Annotated in this window: 21 protein-coding genes and 2 pseudogenes; 13 read left to right on the top strand and 10 right to left on the bottom strand. The window is 57.9% G+C overall.

Annotation, left to right across the window (positions count from 1 at the left end):
* Window positions 1-4: 4 nt before the first annotated feature.
* A pseudogene (locus tag AB8B29_RS24575) lies at window positions 5-2,361 on the top strand (beta-glucosidase).
* Window positions 2,362-2,434: 73 nt separating this feature from the next.
* Window positions 2,435-3,544: an acetylornithine deacetylase gene (gene argE / locus AB8B29_RS24570; RefSeq protein WP_439006758.1), complete on the top strand. Its 1,110-nt coding sequence runs from the start codon at window positions 2,435-2,437 to the stop codon at window positions 3,542-3,544.
* A gap of 45 nt (window positions 3,545-3,589) precedes the next feature.
* Here argE and AB8B29_RS24565 read toward each other — a convergent pair whose 3' ends face one another.
* The 5 genes from AB8B29_RS24565 to AB8B29_RS24545 all read right to left on the bottom strand — a co-directional run bounded on the left by AB8B29_RS24565 (window position 3,590) and on the right by AB8B29_RS24545 (window position 8,560).
* The gene (locus tag AB8B29_RS24565; protein WP_047640200.1) at window positions 3,590-4,675 is read right to left on the bottom strand and encodes an ABC transporter ATP-binding protein; all 1,086 of its coding nucleotides are present in this window, start codon (window positions 4,673-4,675) and stop codon (window positions 3,590-3,592) included.
* Between the two features lie 4 nt (window positions 4,676-4,679).
* Window positions 4,680-5,582: a carbohydrate ABC transporter permease gene (locus tag AB8B29_RS24560; protein WP_037199123.1), complete on the bottom strand. Its 903-nt coding sequence runs from the start codon at window positions 5,580-5,582 to the stop codon at window positions 4,680-4,682.
* On the bottom strand, window positions 5,579-6,445 hold the full coding sequence (locus AB8B29_RS24555; protein ID WP_037199122.1) for a carbohydrate ABC transporter permease: 867 nt from the start codon (window positions 6,443-6,445) through the stop codon (window positions 5,579-5,581). Before AB8B29_RS24555 ends, AB8B29_RS24560 begins: the two co-directional genes overlap by 4 nt.
* An 87-nt stretch (window positions 6,446-6,532) precedes the next feature.
* Window positions 6,533-7,759, bottom strand: coding sequence for an ABC transporter substrate-binding protein (locus tag AB8B29_RS24550; protein ID WP_244655219.1), 1,227 nt, complete (start codon window positions 7,757-7,759; stop codon window positions 6,533-6,535).
* A gap of 324 nt (window positions 7,760-8,083) precedes the next feature.
* Entirely contained in the window at window positions 8,084-8,560 is a 477-nt protein-coding gene (locus AB8B29_RS24545) for an Lrp/AsnC family transcriptional regulator (RefSeq protein WP_112442784.1), read from the bottom strand.
* 138 nt (window positions 8,561-8,698) lie between these two features.
* Between AB8B29_RS24545 and AB8B29_RS24540 the strand changes: the two genes are divergently transcribed.
* The 10 genes from AB8B29_RS24540 to AB8B29_RS24495 all read left to right on the top strand — a co-directional run bounded on the left by AB8B29_RS24540 (window position 8,699) and on the right by AB8B29_RS24495 (window position 18,405).
* On the top strand, window positions 8,699-10,186 hold the full coding sequence (locus AB8B29_RS24540) for an NAD-dependent succinate-semialdehyde dehydrogenase (protein ID WP_439006757.1): 1,488 nt from the start codon (window positions 8,699-8,701) through the stop codon (window positions 10,184-10,186).
* A gap of 9 nt (window positions 10,187-10,195) precedes the next feature.
* Entirely contained in the window at window positions 10,196-11,596 is a 1,401-nt protein-coding gene (locus tag AB8B29_RS24535; protein WP_113084587.1) for an aspartate aminotransferase family protein, read from the top strand.
* Between the two features lie 32 nt (window positions 11,597-11,628).
* Entirely contained in the window at window positions 11,629-12,405 is a 777-nt protein-coding gene (locus tag AB8B29_RS24530) for an amino acid ABC transporter ATP-binding protein (protein WP_113084570.1), read from the top strand.
* A gap of 37 nt (window positions 12,406-12,442) precedes the next feature.
* Complete coding sequence (locus tag AB8B29_RS24525; protein WP_112442790.1) at window positions 12,443-13,261, top strand: transporter substrate-binding domain-containing protein; 819 nt, start codon at window positions 12,443-12,445, stop codon at window positions 13,259-13,261.
* A 59-nt stretch (window positions 13,262-13,320) separates the two neighbouring features.
* Window positions 13,321-14,034 (top strand): ABC transporter permease subunit, encoded by a 714-nt coding sequence (locus AB8B29_RS24520; RefSeq protein ID WP_439006756.1) that lies wholly within the window; start codon window positions 13,321-13,323, stop codon window positions 14,032-14,034.
* A gap of 2 nt (window positions 14,035-14,036) precedes the next feature.
* On the top strand, window positions 14,037-14,717 hold the full coding sequence (locus tag AB8B29_RS24515; protein WP_112442794.1) for an ABC transporter permease: 681 nt from the start codon (window positions 14,037-14,039) through the stop codon (window positions 14,715-14,717).
* 20 nt (window positions 14,718-14,737) lie between these two features.
* Entirely contained in the window at window positions 14,738-15,091 is a 354-nt protein-coding gene (locus tag AB8B29_RS24510; RefSeq protein WP_112442796.1) for a cupin domain-containing protein, read from the top strand.
* A gap of 42 nt (window positions 15,092-15,133) precedes the next feature.
* On the top strand, window positions 15,134-16,453 hold the full coding sequence (locus AB8B29_RS24505) for an NAD(P)/FAD-dependent oxidoreductase (protein WP_439006755.1): 1,320 nt from the start codon (window positions 15,134-15,136) through the stop codon (window positions 16,451-16,453).
* A gap of 225 nt (window positions 16,454-16,678) precedes the next feature.
* Window positions 16,679-17,413 (top strand): hypothetical protein, encoded by a 735-nt coding sequence (locus AB8B29_RS24500; protein ID WP_439006754.1) that lies wholly within the window; start codon window positions 16,679-16,681, stop codon window positions 17,411-17,413.
* A 71-nt stretch (window positions 17,414-17,484) separates the two neighbouring features.
* A complete protein-coding gene (locus tag AB8B29_RS24495) occupies window positions 17,485-18,405 on the top strand; it encodes a hypothetical protein (protein WP_439006753.1) in 921 nt (306 codons plus the stop codon).
* 126 nt (window positions 18,406-18,531) lie between these two features.
* On the opposite strand, the gene istB is transcribed toward AB8B29_RS24495, so the two are convergent.
* The 5 genes and pseudogenes from istB to AB8B29_RS24470 all read right to left on the bottom strand — a co-directional run.
* Window positions 18,532-19,326, bottom strand: a complete 795-nt coding sequence (istB, locus tag AB8B29_RS24490; RefSeq protein WP_421446353.1) for an IS21-like element helper ATPase IstB — start codon at window positions 19,324-19,326, stop codon at window positions 18,532-18,534.
* Window positions 19,316-20,836, bottom strand: coding sequence for an IS21 family transposase (gene istA, locus AB8B29_RS24485; protein WP_439006679.1), 1,521 nt, complete (start codon window positions 20,834-20,836; stop codon window positions 19,316-19,318). Before istA ends, istB begins: the two co-directional genes overlap by 11 nt.
* 470 nt (window positions 20,837-21,306) lie before the next feature.
* Window positions 21,307-21,483 (bottom strand): hypothetical protein, encoded by a 177-nt coding sequence (locus tag AB8B29_RS24480; RefSeq protein ID WP_439006752.1) that lies wholly within the window; start codon window positions 21,481-21,483, stop codon window positions 21,307-21,309.
* Between the two features lie 448 nt (window positions 21,484-21,931).
* A complete protein-coding gene (locus AB8B29_RS24475) occupies window positions 21,932-23,110 on the bottom strand; it encodes a GGDEF domain-containing protein (RefSeq protein ID WP_439006751.1) in 1,179 nt (392 codons plus the stop codon).
* Window positions 23,111-23,393: 283 nt separating this feature from the next.
* A pseudogene (locus AB8B29_RS24470) lies at window positions 23,394-23,879 on the bottom strand (UPF0149 family protein); the annotation flags it as partial.
* Window positions 23,880-23,909: 30 nt separating this feature from the next.
* Between AB8B29_RS24470 and AB8B29_RS24465 the strand changes: the two are divergent.
* Window positions 23,910-24,284, top strand: a complete 375-nt coding sequence (locus AB8B29_RS24465; RefSeq protein ID WP_037199114.1) for a hypothetical protein — start codon at window positions 23,910-23,912, stop codon at window positions 24,282-24,284.
* Window positions 24,285-24,478 lie beyond the last annotated feature (194 nt).

The following is a 24,478-nucleotide window of genomic DNA, read 5'->3' as shown; positions in this document are numbered from 1 at the left end:
GCTTATGAGTGGCGACTTTGCGGCGCTGATCGCGGAAATGACGAACGAGGAGAAGGTCGCCCTTCTGGCCGGGCACCGCATGTGGAAGACGAAGGCGATCGAACGTCTCGGCATTCCCAATATCGTCATGACTGATGGCACCTATGGCGTGCGCTATTCCATCCATCAGATCGACAATGACCAAGCTGGAGGTGTCGACTTCTCGGCCTTTCTCAATGTGGTCGGTCAGCGGGCCAGCCATGTCGAGGTGGCATGGGGCGCCATGAAGCAGGCGACCTGCTTTCCCAACGGCTCCAGCCTGGGCTGCTCCTGGGATGTTGATATGGCCCATGAACTCGGCACGGCGCTCGCTATGGAATGCCAGGAGTTCGGCGTTCATCTGCTGCTAGGACCGGGGATCAATATCCGCCGCACGCCACTCGGCGGCCGCTCCTATGAATATTATGGCGAAGATCCCGTCATCAGCGGTGATTTCGCAGCAGGTGTCATTAATGGTCTGCAGGAGAATGGCGTCGGCGCCTCATTGAAGCACTTTGCCTGCAACAATTCCGAGGTCGAGCGTACCTCGATGGACTCGGTTGTCGACGAGCGTGCGCTGCGCGAAATCTATCTCAAGGGTTTCCAGCGGGCGATCGAAAAGAGCAATCCCTGGACGGTCATGAGCTCCTACAATCGTCTGAACGGTGTTCAGGCCGCCGAGGATCATTGGCTTCTGACCAAGGTGTTGCGCGAAGAGTGGGGCTATGAAGGTCTTGTCGTGTCCGATTGGCACGGCATCAAGGATCGCCCCGCCTCGCTGAAGGCCGGCAACGAGCTCGACATGCCGGAAAGCGAAACCCGCAAGAGCGATCTGCTCGAAGCCATCGAGGCTGGCAAGGTAGACATGGCTGCCGTCGACGAGGCCTGTGCCCACGTGCTCGCGCTGGTGCGTGCAGGCAAGCTCGGCGAGCGTCGCGATACCGTGTTCGACCGCGACGCCCATCACAAGCTTGCCCGCCGCATGGCCGCGAATCTATGGTTCTTCTGAAGAACGATGACCAGCTGCTGCCGATCACCCCTTCAAAGGTCAAGCGGATGGTGGTCATTGGCGAGGGCGCCGGTGTTCCCGTCATCCAGGGTTCGGGCTGCGCAACGACAACGCCGACGCTGGTCGATGTGCCGATCGACGAGATCGTCAAGCTGGCCGGCAATGCGATCAAGGTCGACCAGTATCGCGGTACCAGCGAGGTCGAGAGCGAGCGGGCCACGCTGATTGCGGAAGCCGTGGAAGGCGCGCGCGGTGCCGATGTCGTCGTCATCTTCGTGTGCACCGAGAACGGCTATGACGGCGAAGGTTCCGACCGCACGACGCTTGCCCTGGCGCCGGGCCATGATGCGCTCGTCAGCGCAGTGGCGGCCGTCAATCCGAATGTTGTCGTTGCCATAGCGAGCCCGGATGCCGTGGTTCTGCCGTGGATCCCGGAAGTGAAGTCGATTGTCGAGATGTTCTTCTCCGGCCAGGCGACCGGCGGCGGCATCGCCGATATCCTCTTCGGTATCGCGAATCCGTCGGGCAAGCTGACGACCACCTTCCCGAAGCGCATGCAGGACATGCCATCCTACCTAAGCTACCCCGGCGAGAATGGCCGTCATTACTACAGCGAGGGTATCCATGTCGGGTATCGCTGGTATGATGCACGGGAAATCGAGCCGGAATATCCCTTCGGTTTCGGCCTCAGCTACACGAGCTTTGCCTACTCTGATCTGACACTCGACCGCTCTGCGCTCAACGCAGGTGAGGAGGTCGTGGCGAGCTTCACGATCACCAACGCCGGCACTGTCGCCGGCAAGGAGGCCGCGCAGCTCTACGTCAGCTATGGCAAGCCGCGGCTGCAGCGCCCGAAGCGCGAACTGAAGTCTTTCGCCAAGGTGCATTTGGAACCCGGCCAGTCGAAGCGCGTGACGCTCACCGTCCCGGCCGCCGATTTCATGCTCTATGATTCCGGCAAGGGCCGCTGGATACTGGATGACGACGCCGTCCAGATCGAAGTTGGCTCGTCTTCGCGCAACATTCACCTGCAGGAGCCGCTGCAAATTCGTTCGCGTGCCTCGCGCCATCGCGAGGTGAAGTGGGATACGCAGCCGGTCTTCATCCTGGCCAATCCAATTGCCCGGGCGAAGTTCAACCAGTTCCTGCAGAAGCAGCTATCCATCGGCGAGGCCGAGGCGGACCGCATGCTCGAGCACTGCGCGAACTCGTTCTTCGGCATGTTCACCACCTTCGACCGGCGCTTCCGCCAGGCGTTCCCGAAGGCCGATATCGCGGCATTGCTAGCCGACATCAACCAGACCATGGCCGATGAAGAAACGTTGGTGCACTAGTACACAGGTCGAGATGGAATGAAATGGAAGGCTCGCAACCCATGCGGGCCTTCGTGTTTTTCTGGAGTATGTCTTGAACACGCTTGAATTGCTCGACCGCCTCGTCGCCTATCCCACCGTCAGCGCCGACAGTAACTTGCCGCTGATCGATTTTGCCCGGAGTTATCTGACGGAGCGCGGCTTTGAATGCCGCCTCGTTCCTGACGGCAGCGGCAGCAAGGCCAATCTCTTCGCGTCCATCGGTCCTCGGGGAGATGATGGTATCATGTTGTCGGGCCATACCGATGTCGTCCCAGCCGCCACCCAGGTCTGGATGTCGGACCCATTCCGGCTGACACGGCGCGGGACACGTCTTCATGGCCGCGGCTCGACGGACATGAAAGGCTTTCTCGCCAGTACTTTATCGGCGGCGAGCCGACTTGATGCCGCTGCCCTGAAGCGGCCGCTTCATATAGCCTTTTCGCATGACGAGGAGATCGGTTGCGTCGGTGTCCGCTCGCTGATCGACGTGCTGGCCAGAGAACGGTTCAAGGCGGCGCTCTGTATCGTCGGAGAGCCGACGTCCATGGCGATCGCGCTTGGCCACAAGGGGAAGATGGCGGCGCAGGCCCGGTTCCGCGGCGAGGCTGGCCATTCCTCCCTGGCGCCGCGTTTCGTCAATGCGATCCATCTCGCCTGCGACTTCGTTAGCGTGCTGCGCGATGAGCAGCGGGACATCGCCGCGAGCGGGCGCCGCGATGCGGATTACGATATCCCCTATACCACGGTGCACACTGGCAGGATCGCTGGCGGCGAAGTGCTCAATATCGTTGCCGAGCGCGCGTCTGTCGATTTCGAGATCCGCCATCTCGCCGAGGACGATGTCGGGGAAATCCTCTCCCGCATTCGCGCGGCGGCCGGGGCCAAAACGGAAATCGAGGTCCGCAATGCCTATCCCGGGCTTTCAGCTCCGGTGGATGGGCCCGCGGCCAGCTTAATCAGACGATTGTTCGGTCAGGCACCGACCACGAAGGTCTCCTTCGGCACCGAGGCGGGCCTGTTTGCCACAAGGTTGGGGCTGGAGACCGTCGTGATCGGCCCTGGCAATATGGACCAGGGCCATCAGGCGGATGAATATATCGAGGAGGCCGAATTGCAGCGCTGCGACGCCATGATGGATCGCTTGATCGAGCAACTAAGCTGAGTGGAGAAGAACAGCCGGCGGAACGTCGGCTGTCCTGGCCTCTTCCTAGAGGCGCTGCTCGCTTTCCTTCGAGAAGATCGAGGCGCTGCTCGCATTGAAGGCGAGTCTCACTTCCCCCGACAGGCCACGGGCCTTGGCTGAGGGGAGGCGGACCGAGAATTTCTGTTCGCCAAAGGCAAACCACACGAGCGTATCGGCGCCCATCGGCTCTATGAAGGTGATCGGCGCAAAGAGCGTCGGCAGTGTCGTGCGGTCATCGGCAAGCTGAACTTCTTCCGGCCGGAAGCCGATGACGATCTCCTGGCCGTTTACGGCCGGCTGGCGGAACGGGTAGGCATCGATGGGCAGCTGGCGGTCGCCGAATATCGCCATGGGTTCGCCGTCCTCGATATGGATGCAGGCGGAAAGCAGGTTCATACTGGGCGAACCGACGAAGCCAGCGACGAAGAGGGTTTCGGGCTTCTCGTAGAGTTCGTCCGGCGTGGCATACTGCTCGATCTTGCCACCCTTCATGACGGCAACCCGCGTGGCCAGCGTCATGGCCTCGATCTGATCATGGGTTACGTAGACGATCGTGCTGCGCAGCTCCTGGTGCAGCTTTTTGATTTCCAGACGCATTTCGGTGCGCAGCTTGGCATCGAGGTTGGAGAGCGGCTCGTCGAACAGGCAGACCGGGCTGCGGCGCACGAGAGCACGGCCGATCGCCACGCGCTGGCGCTGGCCGCCGGAGAGCTGCGAGGGACGACGGTCGAGAAGCGGCGTCAGCTGTAGCAGGTTGGCAGCCCATTCGACACGCTTGGCGATTTCGGCCTTCGGCACCTTGTTGACGCGCAGTCCAAAGCCGAGGTTTCTACGCACAGTCATCGTCGGATAGAGCGCGTAGGACTGGAACACCATCGACATGTTGCGACGGCTGGAATCGACGTTCGTCACGTCCTGGTCGCCGGCGATGATCCTGCCAGTGTCGAGATCCTCAAGGCCGGCAATGACGTTGAGCAACGTAGACTTGCCGCAGCCGGAGGAACCGAGCAGCACGATGAACTCGCCGCTGTCGACGTGGAGATTGATATCGCGGAGGATGTGCTGCGGCCCGAAGGACTTGTTGGCTTCGATAACGGAAATCTGTGTCATTGCATTAGCCCTTCACTGCGCCGGCTGCGAGGCCGCGCGCAAAATAGCGTCCGGAGAGAATGTAGATGAGAAGCGGCGGCAGCGCGGTCAGGAAGGTCGCGGCCATATTCACATTATACTCTTTGACGCCGGTCGTTGTATTGACGATGTTGTTCAGCTGTACCGTCATCGGCAGGTGGTCTCGCCCGGCAAAGATCAGGCCCAGCAGGAAGTCGTTCCAGATGCCGGTCGCCTGCATGATGATGGCGACGACGAGGACGTTGACCGACATCGGCAGCATGATCTCGAAGAAGATCGTGAAGAAGCCGGCGCCGTCCATCTTGGCTGCCTTCGAAAGTTCCGGCGGTACGCCCTGGTAGAAATTGAAGAAAAGCAGCGCCATGTAGGGCAGCCCGAAAATGATGTGAATCAGGATGATCCCCGGGAGCGTCCCGTAGAGGCCGACACTGCTGAAGATGCGCACCAGCGGATAGAGGATGACCTGGTAGGGGATGAAGGCGCCGAGCATCAGAGAAAGCAGGATGACGCGGCTGAGCTTCGACTGCCATTGTGACAGGGCGAAGCCGGTGAGCGCTCCGAATAGGATCGAGAGGATGACACTCGGAACGACGATTTCGACGGAATTCCAGAAATTGCCGTGAATACCGTTGCATTCGATCCCGGTGCAGGCCGTCATCCACGCCTTCGTCCAGGCATCGAAATTCAGGCTTTGGGGTAGGGTGAAGATATTGCCGTTGCGCAGCTCCTCAGCGGTTTTCAACGACGTCGAGATCACCAGCAACAGCGGGATCGCATAATAGACCAGCGCCAGCGAAAGGATGACGTAGAGGAGTATGCGGCCAGGCCGTATGCTGCTGGAGCGCGGCACGGTATAGACGAGGGTGGGGGCGAGAGGGGTCGCAGTCATCGCTTCTGCCTCTTGAGCTCGATGTAGACATAGGGCGAAAGCGCGCAGATCACGGTCAGCAGCATCAGCATTGCGGCAGCGGCGGCCGTGCTGATATTGGCTCGCTGGAACAGCAGGTCGACCACGAACTTGCCGGGGACATCGGTGCTGATGCCGGGGCCACCGCCGGTCATGGCGACGACGAGGTCGTAGCTTTTGACCACGGCGGTCGCCAGCAGGATGACGCAGGTGAGGATTAGCGGCCGCAGCATCGGCAGCACGATGCTGATATAGGAGCGCCAGACGGGAATGCCGTCGATTTTGGTTGCTTTCCAGATGTCGCTGTCGATGCCGCGCAGGCCAGCCAGCATGATGGCCATGACGAGCCCCGAGGACTGCCAGATGGCGGCGATCGAAACGGCGTAGATCGCTTTTTCCGGGCTTGCCAGCCAGTTGAAGCTGAAATCCTGCCAGCCGAAGCTGCGCACCAGGGCTTCGACGCCAGTGGTGGGGTTCAAGAGCCATTGCCAGGCAAGGCCAGTGACGACGAAAGACATGGACAGCGGATAGAGAAAGAAGACGCGGAAGAGGCCTTCCGCCTTGACGTTGCGATCGAGCAATGCGGCAAGCGTCGTGCCGATGACGAGCGAGCCGACAATGAAGAGGCTGCCGAAGATCAGCATATTGGCAAAGGCCGTATGCCAGCGCGGCATGGACAGCAGCGTCGCATACTGGCCGAAGCCGTAGAACTTATAGTTCGGCAGCATCGTCGAATGCGTCAGCGAGATATAAAGCGTCCAGAGGATCGTGCCGTAGAAACAAACGGCGATGACCACGGCGCTGGGCACAAGCGTCAGCTTGGCTGCCAGGTTCTTCTTAAACATCAGTTGCCCCTGTTGGTCGACACCGCAACTCATTGACGAAAACTGCCCCGGCAACCGTGCCGGGGCAGCAGAGACTATTGGCAGGACTTAGTTCCGTGCAACGATATCGGCATACTGCTTTGCTGCATCGGCAGGCGTCATCGATGGATTGCTCCAGAACTGGGTTACTAGGTCCTTGATCGCACCGACGGTTTCGCTGCTGAACGAGAGTTCGGCGTTCGGGGCGAGCGCGTTCTGATCCTTGAGCAGCGCCGCTGCCTTCTGGGTGCAGATGTCCGCATCCTTCAGATTTGCGTCGAGGCGCGGCGGCAGGGCGCCCTTGACGGTATTGAAAGCCACCTGGGTTCGCGGGTCGATCATGACGTCGACCAGCAGCTTGCGGGCCGCGACCTGTTCGGGCTTATCGCCGACCGGGAAGACGAAGGTGTCGGAAACGATATTCAGCACGCCGTTGGTACCGGGAGCCAGTTCGCAGCCGTAGTCCTTGCCAGGCGTCATATTGGCGGCCTGGAATTCGCCCTTGGCCCAGTCGCCCATGATCTGCATCGCAGCCTTGCCGGTGATGACCATGTTGGTGGCATCGTTCCAGTTGCGGTTGGTGTTGCCGTCGTCGACATAGCCGCGCAGCTTGGCGAAAGTCTCGAAGGACTTGACCATCAACGGCCCGCCGGCGGCATCGACGTCATGCTTCGTGTAGACGTCTGTGTAGAACTTGTTTCCGCCGGTCGCGATCATGATCGAGCGGAAGACGAGAGCTTCCTGCCAGGCTTGCCCCCCAAAGGCGAGCGGGATGTAGCCCTTGGCCTTGATCTTGTCGGCAGCCGCGAAGAACTCGTCCCAAGTTGCCGGCGGTTTGACGCCGACATCGTTGAGAACCTTTGTCGAGTACCACATCCAGTTAGCGGTACCGATGTCGATTGGAACGGCATAAAGGTGGCCATCGACGCTTGCATTATCGACAACCAGTTTCGGGAAGAACGTCTGCCAGCCCTTGGTGGAGGCAACGTCGTCGATTGGGGCCAGGATGCCTTGTTCCACCAACGGCTTGATTTCGCCGAGATCGACGACCATCGAAGTCGGCGCGTCACCGCCAGCGAGACGGCTGAGAACAGCCGCGCGGGCGGCTTCATAGCCCGTGACGGGGCTGTCCTTCCAGGTACCACCCTTCTTGGCGACATCATCGGCGATGACTTTGATGGCGGCGGCCTCGCTTCCGCTTGTCCAATAGTGCATGACTTCAGCAGTTTGCGCGAAGGCCTGGTTCGAAAGCAGGAGCCCAATCGCAGTGCTTGCGCCGGCCAGTGACAGTTTCATTCCCATTGATGATCCCCTTGTTGGCTTCATTTCTGGGACCGAGTTAATTTCGTCAACTGCTGAATAGCAATTTTGATTTTATGTGCCATTGCGTCGCTAAAACCGATCCTCTCTGCGAGTTCAAAAGATTCTGTAGGGAACATTGTCTTCCATGGCACCGCAACGCGAAAGTTCCTTCCACCCATTTCGCGCATCAGAAGGTCGATCCCCCTTAAAAGGAGATCGGATGCATGCAGGTCGATGGCTCAACTCCCATCAAGAGCGATTGAGGCAAAGAATTTCTGTAATGGTCGGCTTTGGCAGAGCGACAACGCACGGAAATTTCTACGAAAAGTCATCAAAATCGATGGGAACGGAAAATCCGACCTTGACGCGGTCCATGACAACCATCGTCTTGAAGCCCTTGATATCAGGATTTTCATAAAAGAACTTTCGGGTGAAAGCCTCGTAGTCTTCCATACTGCGCGCGGTGACGATCAGAACGAAATCTGAATCTCCCGTGACGTAGTAGCCGTTCATGACTTCTGGCGTTTGGCGGATCGATTGCTTGAAGCGATCAACGATGTCCGCACGCTCACGCTCGAGCGAGACCAGGACGAACATCGCAATTGGCCGCCCGATCATCTTCGGCTTGACGATCGAAACGTCTGCTTCGATTACCCCTTCATCTCTCAGCCTCTTGATCCGTCGTTGAACGGCAGTTGCGGAAAGGCCTACCAAAGCCCCCAGCTCTTCGGTGGTATGACGATTATGCGATTGAAGGATATTGAGAAGTCGGGCATCAAAGCGATCGAGCTGCATTGTCGTTCTCGCAGGATTTCATTCAATTTTGTCAAAAGAAAGCAGGTTTTCTGCGTAGCTGCAAGGAATGTTGCCGAGTAAGTGTGATGCACTGCACCTAAGCTTCTCGCAACAAAGGGAACAAAAACGAGAGGCGAGATGTTGAGTACCGTACCGACGGCACGTCACGCGTTGACGCAATTGACAGACAAGGCGCTGCTCCGTGACAGCTCGTATATTGGTGGCGCGTGGCTAGGCGCCTCGACATTGACCGCAGTTCTTGATCCCGCCAGCAACGAAGAACTCACGAAGGTTGTCGATTGTGATGCTGCCCTGCTTGGTCAGGCAATCGACTCGGCCGAGCAAGCCTTTGGTGGTTGGTGTGATTTGTTGGCCCGGGAACGTGGAAAGCTGCTGATCAAATGGGCTGAACTCATTCGCCAGAATGCCCGTGACCTGGCCGTTATTCTCACTGCAGAGCAGGGCAAGCCAATCGCCGAGTCCGAGGCAGAGATCCTTTATGGGGTAGGTTTCATCGAGTGGTTTGCTGCCGAGGGCGAGCGTGCTTACGGCGAGACAATCCCGACGCACAAACCTTCGAGCCGTCTCTTCGTTTCCATGCAGCCTGTTGGGGTCTGCGCGGCAGTAGCGCCATGGAATTTTCCCAACGCGATGATTGCTCGCAAGGCCGCGGCTGCTCTGGCAGCGGGTTGCCCTATCATCGTCAAGCCAGCTGTCGAGACACCGCTTTCGGCTTTGGCTTTGGCGGAACTCGCGCATCGGGCAGGTTTTCCGGTGGGCGTTTTCCAGGTGGTTACCGGCGATGCGGTGCTTCTGACCGAGGGGCTTCTTTTTGACGAGCGGGTCCGTGCCTTCAGCTTCACAGGTTCGACCGAGGTGGGGCGTCTGCTGCTTGGAAAGGCGGCTCGAACTGTCAAGAAGGTTTCGATGGAACTCGGCGGTCACGCACCTTTCATCATTTTCGATGATGCAGACCTGGAAGAGGCTGTTGAGGGCTGCATCGCTGCGAAATTTACCACATCCGGCCAGGATTGTTTGGCCGCCAACAGGATTTATGTCCAGAGCAGCCTGCATGATGCGTTCGTCGAGCGCCTGAGGGCTCGCATCGGAGATCTCCAGGTTGGACCGGGTTTCCAGCCAGGGGTCGACGTCGGCCCGATGACCAAGGCATCGGTCGTCGCCAAATGCCGCTCGCATATCGTCGATGCGATCGAGAAGGGCGCCAGGATTCTGGTCGGCGAGATACCTGATCCGAAAACGGGCAACTTCGTTGCGCCAACGCTGCTTGTCGATGTCACTCCTACCATGCTGATCGCATCTGAGGAGACCTTTGGTCCCGTCGCACCCGCGCTGCGGTTTGATACCGAAGACGAGGTGAGGGCTTCGGCAAATGCCAGCGAAATGGGGCTTGCAGCTTACCTCTACACCAGCGATCTCAAGCGAGCGATGCGTGTTTCTGACGCCCTCGAATACGGTATGGTCGGCGTTAACACTGCCTCTTTCACCGGTGGTCCTATCCCCTTCGGCGGTTGGAAGCAATCCGGGCTGGGGCGCGAAGGCTCGCGTCACGGACTGCAGGAATTCATGGAACTAAAATACGTCTGCTTTGGCGGCCTCGCCGCGTGAGGAATGAACATGACTGATATTGCTGAAATCGCCGAAATGGATCGCAGGACAGTTCTGCATCCCTTCACCTACCTGAAGGATTACGCCCAGGGCGACGCCGATCCCACCATCATGGAAACGGGTAAGGGCGTTCATATCAGGGACGCGACCGGACGCGAATATATCGACGGCTTCGCCGGCCTTTATTGCGTGAACATCGGCTACGGCCGCACCGAGGTGGCCGAGGCCATTGCCCGCCAGGCCTACAAGCTCGCTTACTACCACTCCTATGCTGCCCACACTACTGAAGAACTGGCGCGCCTGTCTGACCGACTGGTCAGGATGGCCCCGGGCAACATGTCCAAAGTCTTCTATGGCCTCTCCGGTTCCGATGCCAACGAAACGCAGGCGAAGATCGTCTGGTATTACAACAATCTGCGTGGCAAGCCGCACAAGAAGAAGATTATCGCCCGCGAGCGAGGCTATCACGGTTGCTCGGTGGTCGCGGGTTCCATGACGGGTCTCAGCTTCTACCATGACCACATGGACCTGCCGGTTTCCGGCATCCTGCGGACTGGCGTTCCGCATTTCTACCGCGGCGCCCATTTGGGCGAGACCGAGGAGGCCTTTTCCCAGCGACGTGCGGATGAACTCGAAGCACTGATCATAGCGGAAGGTCCCGACACGGTCGGCGCATTCATCGCAGAGCCCGTGCTTGGAACAGGCGGCATCACGCCACCGCCGGCAGGGTACTGGCCGAAGATCCAGGCCGTGTTGCAGAAATATGATGTGCTGCTCATCGCCGATGAAGTGATCTGCGGCTTCGGACGCACAGGCGCCATGTTCGGCTCTTACCTTTACGGCATGGAACCCGATCTGGTGACGGTCGCCAAGGGGCTGACATCAGCCTATGTGCCATTGTCCGCCTCGATTGTATCGCAGAAGGTCTACGAAGTCATGGAAGAGGCCACACCGAGCGTGGGCTCGTTCTCCCATGGTTATACTTATTCCGGCCATCCGATCGGTGCGGCCGCAGCGAACGCCGTGCTTGATATTGTCGAGCGCGAGGATCTGGTCGGCCAGTCGGCAAGGAAGGGCGCGTATCTGATGAAGTGCCTGAAGGCAGCCTTCGAGCAGAACCCGATCGTCGGCGAAGTCCGCGGCGTCGGCATGCTGGCTGCGGTCGAGTTCGTCGCGGATCGTGGAAACAAGGCGGCATTCGACCCTGCTCTAAAGGTCGGCGCGCGGATTTCGCAGGCTGCGCGTAACCGAAATCTGATCGCTCGCGCCATGCCGCATGGCGATATTCTGGGCTTCGCACCGCCGCTCGTCATGACGGAGGCGGAAATCGATGAAATGGTCGCCATTGCCAAGGCCGCCGTTGACGAGGTCCTGAAGGAACTCGATGGCCAGGGCGCCGTGAAAAGCTGATGGATGGTCCCCCGACTGGAGAGCCTGCGCGTATGAAGGAAGCCCTGAAGGTCCACGATCTCGTCAAGTCATTCGGCACGACGCGTGTGTTGGATGGTGTCAGCTTCCGCATGCGGGAGGGTGAGGTTATTTCCCTCATAGGCTCCTCCGGTTGTGGCAAGAGTACGGCGCTTCGCTGCGTGAACTTTTTGGAGACTCCGACGTCGGGGCAAATTGAGGTCCTGGGAGATGCCGTCTCGGTGAGTTCGGACGCGCGAGGCGAGAGCATCATCGTCAATGCTGCGAATATCATGCGGTTCCGCCGTCAGATCGGCATGGTGTTTCAGAACTTCAATCTTTGGCCACACCGGACCGTGCTCGGCAATGTCACCGAAGCTTTGGTCTACGTGCTGAAGCTCGCGAAAAAGGACGCAGCAGACGTCGCGCTGTCGGCCCTTGCCAAGGTCGGCATGGCAGATTTCCGGGATCGGTATCCGCACCAGCTGTCGGGCGGTCAGCAGCAGCGGGTTGCCATCGCCCGCGTCCTGGCGATGCGAGCGAAGCTGATGCTGTTTGACGAGCCGACATCGGCACTGGACCCGGAACTGGTGGGTGAGGTGCTGAAGGTCATACGAACGCTGGCCGAGGAGGGAGCAACCATCCTTCTCGTGACCCATGAGATGCGGTTCGCACGCGATGTGTCGAACCGAATGATATTCCTGCAAAAGGGGCGCCTTGAGCAGGACGATGCGCCGGATGAACTGTTTCGCAATCCCGCTTCGCAAGCGGTCAGACAGTTCCTCTCCAGCGTCATGCCGGCCAATGCCTGACGGCAGGCCACCACAAGAACCATAAAGGGGTAACAGAATGATCAGCAGCAAGTTTATGAAAGCCGCCCTCACATCAAGCCTCCTGTTGGCGGCAGCATCCACGGCGGCATCTGCCGAAGATGGTGTGCTCCGCATTGGGACCGAAGGCGATGCGCCGAAGTTCAGCATGGCCGACGCCACTGGCAACGTAACGGGTTTCGACGCCGACATCGCCAACGGCATTTGCTCCGAGCTAAAGGTCAAGTGCAAATTCGTTGTCCAGACCTTCAGCTCACTTGTTCCGTCAATGGACAGCGACCGCTTCGACGTCATCATTTCCGGTCTCAGCATCACGGCCGAGCGTGCCAAGAAGATCGATTACTCCATCCCCTATGCAACGACACCGCAGTACTTCGTTGTGGCCAAGGATTCGCCGCTTGCCAAGCTGAAGACTCTGGCCGAGGTCGAGAAAGCGCTTGATGGCAAGAGCGTTGGGGTTGTCACCGGCACGACCTACGCGAAATTCGTGCAGAAAAACGTTCCCTCCGCCGATCTGAAAACCTATGACGCGACGACCCAGCAGCTTGCCGACCTTGCGAGCGGTCGTATCGATGCTGCCTATGGCGACTCTCCCACCTGGCAGGATTTTCTCGCGACCCCCGACGGTGCGAACTTCGTCAAGATTGACGTGAAGGTCATGGCGATGGACGACCCGGACACGCTTGGCAAAGGCATGGGTGTCGGCATGAAGAAGGGCAACACAGAGCTGAAGGCCAAGGTCGATGCCGCACTCTGCAAGATGATCAATGACGGTGAGGTCAAGAAATCATCGATGAAGTGGTTTCAGGACGATTATACCATTCCCTGCAAGAAGTGACCCTTTGACAAGGCGACCTGCCTCGGCACTGCGCGGGGCAGGTCAGCGGGACGGTACATATGCTGAATGATTTCTGGGTAATGATGGTGGAGCGCGGCTGGGCGCTGGCGCTGCTGAAAGGCAGTGTCTTGACAGTTGCGATCGGCCTGCTTGGCATGTCACTGGGTTTTGTTGTTGCGACGCCACTTGCCGTGCTGCGCTGGCAAAAGATTGCCGGCGTGTCGCAGTTCGTTGACGCCTTCAGCATCGCGATCCGTGGCGTGCCGGGGTTGCTGGTGATCTATCTGCTGTTTTTCGGGTCGATCGACTGGGTCCGGGCCGTAACCACTGTATTTGGTTTCGAGGACAGTGCTGAGAATGCGTATCCCTTCATCATCGGTGTCTTGGCGATCGCGGCGATTTCTTGCGCCTATTCGATTGAAGTCATCAGGGGTGCGCTCGATGCGGTTCCCCGCGGCGTGATGGAAGCTTCGAAGTCTCTGGCCCTTCCTAGCAAGGTGACGTTCTTCAAGATCGTGATGCCGCTTGCTCTGAGACTTGCACTTGGCGGTATTAATAACGTCTGGCAGATGACCATCAAGGACACCTCGCTGATATCTGTCGTAGGCATGCAGGAACTGATGCGAACCGCGGCCATCGCGGCAGGCATCACGCGTTCTCCTTTGCTGTTCTACTGCATTGCTGCGGCAATGTTCTTCTGCATGACGGCGGTGAGCCAGTCATTGTTCTCAGCCGCCGAGCGCTCCCTCAATCGTGGTTTCGGGGGACGCTGACCATGGATTTCAGCATCATCACCTATGCCGTCCCGTTTCTGCTCACTGGCACAAAGGTCACCTTGCTGATTGCGGTGTTCGGCGTCGTGATAGGCTTGCCGTTCGGCGTTCTCGTCGGTCTCGGGCGTGGAGCAAAGAACAGGCTCCTTCGCCGCGTCTGTGATATCTACTGCGCGATCTTTCGCGGCACCCCAATGCTGGTTCAGGTCTTCATCATCTATTACGGGCTCGCCCAGGTGAGCTTCATTCGGCATAATCCGGTTCTTTGGTGGATGATCGGCAATGGCCTCAATGCAGCGATTCTAGCCGTGGTGCTGAACACCGGCGCCTACACCGCGGAGATATTCCGGACCGCCTTCCTCTCCCTGCCAAGAGGGCTCATCGAGGCGGCGGAAGCCTGCGGAATGTCGCCCTGGCACGTGTTTACGCGGATCAAGTTCCCCTTGGCGCTCAGGCAAGCTCTTCCGTCCTACAGCAGTGAAGTGGCCATCATTGTCAAGGAATCGAGCCTCGCCTCAACCATTACCGTCCTCGAAATCACCGGCTATGCCAAACGGTTGATGAGCGAAACCTTCGCCATCATGGAAATTTTCATCATCACGGCCGCCTTCTATCTTGCTCTCAACGTCGTCGCGTTGACGTCACTGAAACTTCTCGAACGACGCCTGTCGCTCACCCCATAGACTTCGCTGAAAGGGTCACCATGTCCAAGCTCACCTTCATCGACCAGAACAACCTGCCTGAGCCGCGGAAGGGGCAGCCACTTCCGGAGCGGCTCCTTGACGGAGATCCACGGTTCCTCTCCTGGGATATCGCCAAGACCGAGGATGGTCAGGTGTCGTGCGGCCTATGGGAGGCAACACCGGGCGCCTATCGATCGATCAAGGGCAAGGTCTTCGAGTTCTGCTATATCCTGTCGGGCGTCTCCGAACTGACGGAAGACGGTGGTGAGACGCGCCGTATCTCCGCCGGAGATTCTTTTGTCATGCATCCCGGTTTCGAGGGTGTTTGGAAGGTCATTGAGACTACCCGCAAGATCTGGGTCGAGCGCAGCTGATCCACCCTGCATCCTGTCTGCAACATCGATACGGTGTCATTCATGTCTTCATCCGCTCACTCATCGGTCCAATCGACACCCTTTTGGTGGGACGATTGTGACTTCCCTTCTCTGCCGATCAAGCCGGTCAGCACAACCTGCGATGTCGTGATCGTAGGGGGCGGATACACAGGGCTTTCAGCCGCGATCGAGCTTGCGCGTGCCGGCCGGCACGTGCAACTCTTTGATCGGCAGCCTCTCGGTAAGGCTGCTTCCAGCCGCAATGGCGGGATGGCCAGCGGCAGTATCAGGCCTGGACGCAGGGAGCTGATCAAGCGCTTCGGGGAAGAGCGTGCGAACGGCATCCTTCTGGAGGGCAAGGCTGCGCGCGAGGACCTCTGGCGCTTCATGAAGGAGGAGAAGATCGATTGCGACTTCTTCCTCTCTGGCCTCTTCGACGGCGCCATGACACCGGAGGAAGCCGACGACCTGCGGCGCCATGCTGATCTGCTTCACCGGACGCTCGGCATAGAGGCTTTCGCCGTAGAGCGGGCCGATGTCCGCAGATACATCGGCACGGATCTCTACATCGGTGGCCTGGTCAGGAAGGATATCGGTGGCCTGCACCCGGCAAAGCTGCTGGCCGGGATGATCCGGATCGCGGCATCCACGAATGCTGTCATCCACGAAAACACTGCTGTGCTCGGCTCGACCGAGGAAGCAAATGGAGTGAGGGTTCGAACCGAGCGTGGCGAAGTCTTCGCGAAGAACGTTCTCATCTGCACCGACGGATACACGGATGGCTTCGACCCGTGGCTACGACGCCGACTGGTGCCCGTGCGCAGCCGGATCATCGCGACCGAGCGCCTTAGCAAGGAGGTCATGGATCGCCTGATGCCGGCGCGCATGATGCACGGTGACATGCGTAAGCTCAGCTACTATTACCGAGCGTCTCCGGATGGCTCGCGTATCCTTTTCGGTGGGCGCGATGGTACAACAGAGGGCGATCCGAGCGCACCGACGGTCCATCTGCGGGCCGAGCTCGCCAGGCTCTTTCCCGAACTCGCAGGCGTGGGCCTCACCCACAGCTGGTTTGGCTATGTTGCCATGCACCGCGACATGGTTCCGCGGATCTTCTCTACCGGCAACACGATCTATGCCACCGGCTACTGCGGCTCGGGCATCGTCTGGGCCCGCTGGCTTGGCAAGAAGGCGGCGTTCAAGGTTCTTGGCGACACGGAGCAAGTCCGCAGCGCCTTCGACTTCGACCCGGCGCCAAAGGCGATCCCTTTCTACAGTGGTCGTCCTTGGTTCATTCCGATGGTCTATTCCATGTACGAGCGCCACGACAACAAGACGCTGCGGCGCATTAACCGGCGGTGAGGCAAAGCATGGTCTTCTTGTTTCTCTGCGATGCCGAGTGCGGAGCCGTCTTTGCCAGGGCATTTGCCGAACATCTTCCTGATATCAGCACTGGTGGCAACGCAAAAGTATTCTCCTTGTTCGGATGTTTACTGCAGCCTGCAAATGATCAAAAAACGCCAAACCCATTTGCCATGGCGGCTATTGGGGCGTGGGCACGATTGCTTCGGAGGCGCAGGAAATTGCATGGGTATTGCCGTAAGTGGAGTGATTTTCGATCCGCCAAAGGAATTCGACGTTTCGATTTTGAATAGAGCCTTTGCGCTCAGTTTAGAAAAGATCGAAGGGAAGGTCTATCTACTGACAAACCCAAAATTTGATCCCAGGAACAAGGGAGACTTCATCGTACATCGCGGAGATAGACATATTTGTATTATGAATTCCGGAGTCGCTGATGATCTTTTATTCACAAACGATCTCACATCCTACCATGTACTTTCGAGAGAGTTCCCTGCCGTCGACAGGATGATCTTTTTCTGCCTTTACGATTCTGGTGGTTCGTATGGATATTCCGCTTTTGCGGATGGGGAACTAATCCGCAGCAAATTGTACATCGTACATGAAGGGCACGTTGAAAGCGGCATACCGCTTCCGGCCGAAGGAAAATGGCAACCAGCCATTTTGACAGCTCAGGAGATTATTGATGAGGATTTCGAAGACGGTGATGAACGGCGTTTTTTCCGCCACGTAACAACCGGCAGGCTCGCTCCCGATACACTGGTGAACAGTTATATCGTCGACGAACTTCTTCGGGCCGAGTACGGCTGGTCGCCATTTGATGATGATCATCCATCGAAGAATGAGTATTACAGAGCCGCCGAAGCCGAGCACCTGCCTGTCTCATCTGAACCGGCAACGACGCTTGGGCGTCAGCCGGAAGCCAGTTCGATCAGAAGCTTTCTGAGACGATTGTTCCGGTAGTTTGGCGCTACAGATGAGCTGTCGCCAGTTCTAGTAGCGAATGATGGCTATCGAATTCCGATAGGGGCACAGTGATGCGATACACGACTTCTGATGCGATAAAGGATTTGCGTCCTATCTTAGACAGGGCACCGCCTGAGGCGGTTAGCGGAGAGTGGGTCGCTACCACGACACAAGCAGGCGTTTCCTCTCAGTCAGGCACCTACAGAGACTTAAAGGGCGCGGCCGTCGACGCGGCTCCGCACAAGATCATCAGGGACGTTGTCGAGAAACTCGAAAATTCGCAGACGCGACCTTTCAATAAGATCATCGTCCGTTGGACTAAGAAGAAAATGCCGTTCTTGCGGGGACGTGTGACGGTCGAGACCATTTTCGATCCAGCAATCGTGCCGCGTGGTCCAGATAGCCCGGTCTACGAAGCCGCTGCTGTCGCGAGGCTTAATTTTTGGAGGGCGCGTGGCGACCTGGCCGACGGCTTTGCTGCTGATCGAGGAGAGGTCAACATCTACAACCAGACGAAATGGTTCGGACCGCATCACCGGGTTATTGCCGTCAGGTCGGGCTCCACGCTAACACTCGCTACGGACGGACTTTCCACTCCGTGGGCAGGGATAGTGGATCAGCAAAATGGTGTGGAATGCGAACTCTTCATGGAGTTTGATGTCACGACGATGGATGACAAGAAGATCGATAATTGGGCGCATCTGCTCATCGGCATCGGAGACCTTGTAGCAGACGGCTATGGTGTTGCACGAGACGTGGAGAAATACGGTGCAATTCTCTTTTGTCGTCTGGCCGACGAGTACAACCCGATGAGCCAGATCATTCTCAGCCGCGATGGTGCTCAGATCGAAGGATTGCCCTTCGGCTCGGTTCCATTGATCCGCGTGACACCGATCACGGAGGTCGAAATCGAAGGTCAGGACCAATTGGACGAATGGGCGGCAAATGCTGCAAAATATGCTCTGGCAAAACGACAGATCGGAATATAGTCAAAGCCGGGGACGCTGCCGCGACGGTGCCCGTTCACTGGTCATGGCGAAAGGTGTTGGTTTCCACGCGGAACTGAGCCGGTTTTTCCACCGAGAAGTGAGCCACCTCTGAGTATGGTTTTCTGATCAGGATTTGGTCAAGGGATTAGCTTTTTCTCCTCTCTTTTGGGCTGCTGCAGCCGAGCTGGCTTTGAAGCGGAAGCTATCGTTCCCGGTTTCCAGGATATGGCAACGATGGGTCAGGCGGTCGAGCAGAGCCGTGGTCATCTTGGCATCACCGAAGACGGTCGCCCATTCGCTGAAGCTGAGGTTGGTAGTGATGATGACGCTGGTGCGCTCATAGAGCTTGCTCAGCAGATGGAAGAGCAGCGCACCGCCTGAGGCACTGAACGGAAGGTATCCGAGCTCATCGAGGATCAGCAGATCGAGGCGAACCAGCGTCTCAGCAATCTGGCCTGCCTTGCCTTTGGCCTTCTCCTGTTCGAGCGCATTGACCAATTCGATGGTCGAGAAGAAGCGGACCTTTCGGCGATGATGCTCGATCGCCTGGACACCAAGGGCGGTCGCGACATGTGTTTTTCCTGTGCCCGGCCCGCCGACGAGCACGATATTCTGCGCTCCGTCCATGAACTCGCATCGGTGCAGTTGGCGCACCGTCGCCTCGTTGATCTCGCTGGCTGCGAAGTCGAACCCGGAGATGTCCTTGTAGGCCGGGAAGCGAGCTGCCTTCATGTGGTAGGCGATCGAGCGAACCTCGCGCTCGGCCATTTCGGCTTTCAGCAACTGGGACAAGATCGGCACGGCCGCATCGAAGGCTGGAGCCCCTTGCTCGATCAGGTCGATGACGGCTTGGGCCATGCCATACATCTTCAGGCTGCGCAGCATGATGACGACGGCTGCGCTGGCAGGATCATGACGCATGACGGCCTCCTGCGGTCCGCAGGCGCAAACCATCGTAGCGTTCAACATCAGCCTTGGGTTCACGCAACAGCGTGAGCGCCTGTGGCGTATCAACGTCGGGACCATCGATTGTCTTGCCATCGATCAGCCGATGCAGCAGGTTCAAGACATGCGTCTTGGTCGCCACGCCTGCATCCAGGGCCAATTCCACAGCCCTGACAACAACTTGTTCGTCGTGGTGAAGTACAAGAGCAAGGATATCGGCCATCTCACGATCACCGCCGGAGCGGCGGAGCATCTGGTCCTGAAGTTGCCGAAAGGCCAACGGTAATTCCAGGAAAGGCGCACCATTACGCAGGGCACCGGGCTTGCGCTGGATGACCGCAAGATAATGCCGCCAGTCATAAATCGTACGTGGCGGCTTGTCGTGGCTACGTTCAATGACCCGCTCATGCTCGCATAGGATATTGCCTTCTGCCGCAACGACCAGTCGCTCGGGATAGATCCGCAGGCTGACAGGCCGGTTGGCAAACGATGCAGGCACGCTGTAGCGGTTCCGCTCAAAAGTGATCAGGCAGGTGGGCGAGACGCGCTTGCTCTGCTCGACGAAGCCGTCAAACGCGGCAGGGAGCGCCATCAATGCCGGGCGTTCTGCCGACCAGACGTCCGCGATCGTGCCGGGCAAGGTGCCGTGTGCTGTGTCGCGCCACAGGTCCTGGCAATGCTGTTCCAGCCAGGCATTCAATGCCGCCAGATCCGGAAAGTCAGGCATCTGTTGCCACAGTCGCGGTCGGGCATCCTGGACATTCTTCTCGACCTGACCCTTCTCCCAACCCGCGGCGGGATTGCAAAACTCAGGCGCAAAGACGTAGTGGTTCGTCATCGCGAGGAAACGGATATTGACCTGCCGTTCTTTGCCACGACCGACACGATCAACCGCGGTCTTCATGTTGTCGTAAATGCCGCGACCAGGTACTCCGCCAAACACGCGGAACCCGTGCCAGTGGGCGTCGAAGAGCATCTCGTGCGTTTGCAGTAGGTAGGCCCTGACCAGAAACGCCCGGCTGTGTGATAGTTTGATATGGGCGACCTGAAGCTTCGTGCGCTCGCCGCCTATCACGGCATAATCTTCACTCCAATCGAATTGGAACGCTTCGCCTGGGCGGAAAGACAGAGGAACGAATATGCCGCGGCCCGCTGTCTGCTGCTCAACCCGCCAATTACGGGCGAACGCGGCGACCCGACCATAGGAGCCGGTAAATCCGAGAGCCATCAGATCGGCATGAAGCTGCTTCAACGTTCGGCGCTGCTTGCGCGACCTCCCGGCCTCGGTCTTCAGCCAGCCAGAAAGTTTGTCGGCAAAAGGATCAAGCTTGCTCGGTCGTTCCGGTACCGTGAACGTCGGCTCGATCGTACCGGCACTCAAATACTTCGCAATCGTGTTGCGTGACAGCCCAGTGCGCCGACTGATCTCGCGGATTGACTGCTTCTCGCGAAGCGCCATCCGACGGATGATGTTTAAAAGTCCCATGTGGATCACTCCGTTGCCCCCGTCGCTCACCGCTTTGGGGGGAAGGTTCACATGGCTCAATTCTCAATGGAAATTATGCGCCTAACCGGCTCAGTTCTGCGTGGAAACCAACAGGTTTGCCCGTCAGCATCTGCAATACGAAAATGCCGCAACTATCATCCCTTGGACATTGCGTGAAAAATTTAAAACGGACCTTATCGATTGCGGGTTGCGTCAATGCTCAGTTCCTCCTGCTACTCAAAAGGCGCTCTGAGTCCAACACCCAGGACACCGAAGCAACTGGCTGCTCCAAGTTGAGATGATCGGTTTGGCCGACGCGACTAGGAAACGCATAGTCGCGGACTGTTCCACCCCCCTCCGCTCAAGCCAGGCAAGCAGGCTTGCCCTGGCCGCAGCGTTATCGATGCAGACTTGGATTGGCAAGGCTCCCGTCTCTTAAGCGTGTCTGGTTCCGACATAGGCTACTGCTGTTACGCCTTGGCAACCCAGCACATGAACGAAAATGCGGAATAGAAAAGCTCGACATTCGCAAACCCGGCCTCGCGCATCAACGCCTCCTCTTCAGACGCGAGAAGGAGTGGCAAGCCTGCGCCCATTGCGGCACCGGTGGGCGGAAGCGTGCGTCGCTGCTCGGCTGGACGGGCCAAAGCACTTTGTCTCCTTGTCTCAAAGATTCTTGCCGCAGACTAACGGCCGAAGTGAGGGCGTAAAGCTGTCGTCCCGGGTGCACGATGCGCAACCAACATCATCCATCGCCTTGAACAGATTCGAACCGATTGCCACCGCCACTTTAGCGTCAAGTCGTCCAAAACCTTGTGACAGGTTTCACCAGGAACTACCCGCCGTTCAATGGTGAACTTGCATTCGGCGGGATAAGTGGAGATTTCGGTGCCTCCTTCAATAAAGGAAGCGGCCTTCAGCGCTTCGTCTCTGTCTTCTCCGCTGTCCGCAACCTCCTCGTCCCAGCCCGCGCACAACGCTCCGCATTCCAAAACCGCATTCACCGCATCCATGAGATCGGAGAATGGAAAGCTGCGGCCGGAGCCACGGCCTGAGATCAATCCTCGAGGCAGAACGTCTTCCGCGCAACCGATTTCAACTTAAGATGACATCGCTGTGACAACTCCTCGCTGGCGCATCGGAGACAGCCGGCGTGTCGCACTGCGCGGCCGCTGCGGCCGTCGCCGTCCGCGCCACTCGGTTCCTGCCTGCGGATTTCGCCGAATAGAGCAGCTGATCGGCGCGCGCGATCAGATCCTGGAGGCGTTCGCCGGCACGACGTTCCACGACGCCAAAGCTTGCGGTTACCCGGCGAGCAAGGCCGAACTCGTCGAAGGATTGCTCCTCGATCTGGGCACGAACGCGCTCAGCCACGGCCGCCGCGTCGCTTTCAGACACATCAGGCATCAGGATGGCGAATTCCTCTCCTCCTATCCGGCCCGCGAGGTCGGACCACCGCAGCTCGCCGCTGAGCACGGCGCCGAAGCGGCGAATGACCTCATCACCGGCTTGGTGGCCGTAGGCGTCGTTGATCGATTTGAAATGATCGAGGTCGCACAGGATGAGCGAAGCTCGTCCAAGTGAGGCGCGACCCACAACGGCATTCGATCGGCTCTCGAACCCACCGCGATTGAGGACACCGGTCAAAGCATCGGTATCACGCTCGCGCCGCAAGTCGTCCAGCAGATCCGAAAATGCCGCCGCCAGGATCGCGAATGCTAGAACAGCGCCCATCACCACCAGAGAGACCTGCAGGGCCTGCCAGAAGGGCGACTGGCCGAAGGTTTTGGCCGAGAAGACCGCATTGGGCCCGATCGTGAGCACCGTCCTTGGGATGAACTGCACCCCGAACACGAACATGATCCAGAACAGCGCTCGGTCGACCGGCCGTGTTCCCGGGCGCGGAATGATCAACAGCGATGCGACTGTTAGAATTGCTCCATATCCAAAGTTCTGGATATAGATGCGGGCGAGCAGGTTCGGGCTGAGATAGCAGAAGTAGACGACGAGGCCCGTGACCGCCACCATTATCGCGAGATCGACCGGTAGGCTCAACCGCTTGCTCGACCGCCGTACGATCCCTTCGGCAGCGGCAATCACGGCCGCGGTATAAAACATGCTGGAAAGCACGGCGTTGGCATAAATTTCCTCGGGAAGATGCAACACCTGAACGAGCGCGCCGATGCAGAACAGCATGCACGCGAGAGCGAGCAGCAAGAGATAATGACGCCGCCTCTCCACGAACCATGCGCCACAATATACGAAAGCAAACACGAGAAATATCCCTGGTGCAATAAGGGACACTGCTATTGGAGGCTGGGGCTGAATCATTCTTGCCCTTGTCGATATCCAGTAATTATCTGATGCTCATCATGAGTATTCGCCCCCTATTATCGGATCACAATCAAAATACGTTGAAGAGGTTCTAGTGTATTTTAGCAATCGCAATGAAAGCAGCGGCAAAAAGTGCAAACAACCCTTGGCGAATCGATCAAACGTGAGCGCAACGAACAGCCCACGGCTTTTGTAATTGATCAAATCGGCTTCTGGCTTTCAGTCAGAACTTCTGCTTTGCCCGCTTCGGCATAAAATAGGTTCGGATATTGAAGAGTGCTTCAGCGACGGCAGCAGCATCTTGGTGGGTCGCTTTCCGTTTTACCTCACCGAGCTTGCGGATCGGCGCGATGATATCTCTAGTGACGGCATGACCTGGAAGGACAGGTTGCCAAAGCCTTGGCGCGTGTCGTGTTCCAATGAGAAAGCAGATGTCCCAATCAAATGGATCAAGAGTCTGATCATCGATCTGGGTGAACCTTGGCCGGTGGTCTTTCGGTATTTCGGAAAGGCTTGCAGATATCCGATTATACTCTGCAACGATCGTCTGCACGGCCCGATGTTCCGTTGTTTCCATCGGCAGGTTCAGGGCATCCGGGCCGGTCAGTTCCGGGATCCATTGGCGTGGGTCGATGAACTTCGGGCCGATGATGAGGGCCGTAAGATAGCCGTCGAGGCCGCTCATCGACCAGATCGGCGACACGGGACGCTAGCACTTAAAAGCATAATGGGCGATCCAATGCTCGATAATATTGAAAACCTTATTCGATCCGCAATTGCGGAGATCAACGCTTTCACTAAGAAAGCCATTGAAGATAACGAAATAAGAAAGCTCGTCGCGTCTATGGATGCAGTGAAAAGAAATATAACAGATTACTCTGTTATAGATGACAGAAAAGATCAGATTTCCAACGAATTCTTACTTACTGACGCCATATTGAAAACCAGCGATGCTATATCGCAATGCCGTACATTAGGTGTAGATGCAGTAATATGTAATGCAGATGCCGTATCATTGAACATTTTGTCAAAAATTGCATTTCATAAACTAACAAATGCTACCAATTCCAAACAATGTGTCCTCGAAATTATCGGGGAGCAAGAGGATATCTGACGACGCTCATTCCGCCCTTTATCGCGGGCCTGGATCCTGCGAGGCGGATAAGCGTTCCCAATCCGCCTTGCCTCTTCCAAGGGGGGAGGATGGTCAGGCTGGCTACGGACAGTTCTGGCGGATCATTGATGGAAATAAAACCCAGGTTTATGACGGTCTCGCTCTCGATCGAGATGAATGGCAAGACATTGCAA

The sequence above is a fragment of the Rhizobium sp. 11_C7_N12_5 genome (assembly GCF_051811145.1).
Taxonomy (GTDB): domain Bacteria; phylum Pseudomonadota; class Alphaproteobacteria; order Rhizobiales; family Rhizobiaceae; genus Rhizobium; species Rhizobium lusitanum.
Note: the sequence above shows the minus strand (reverse complement) of the source record. Positions and strands in the feature narration are given on the sequence as shown.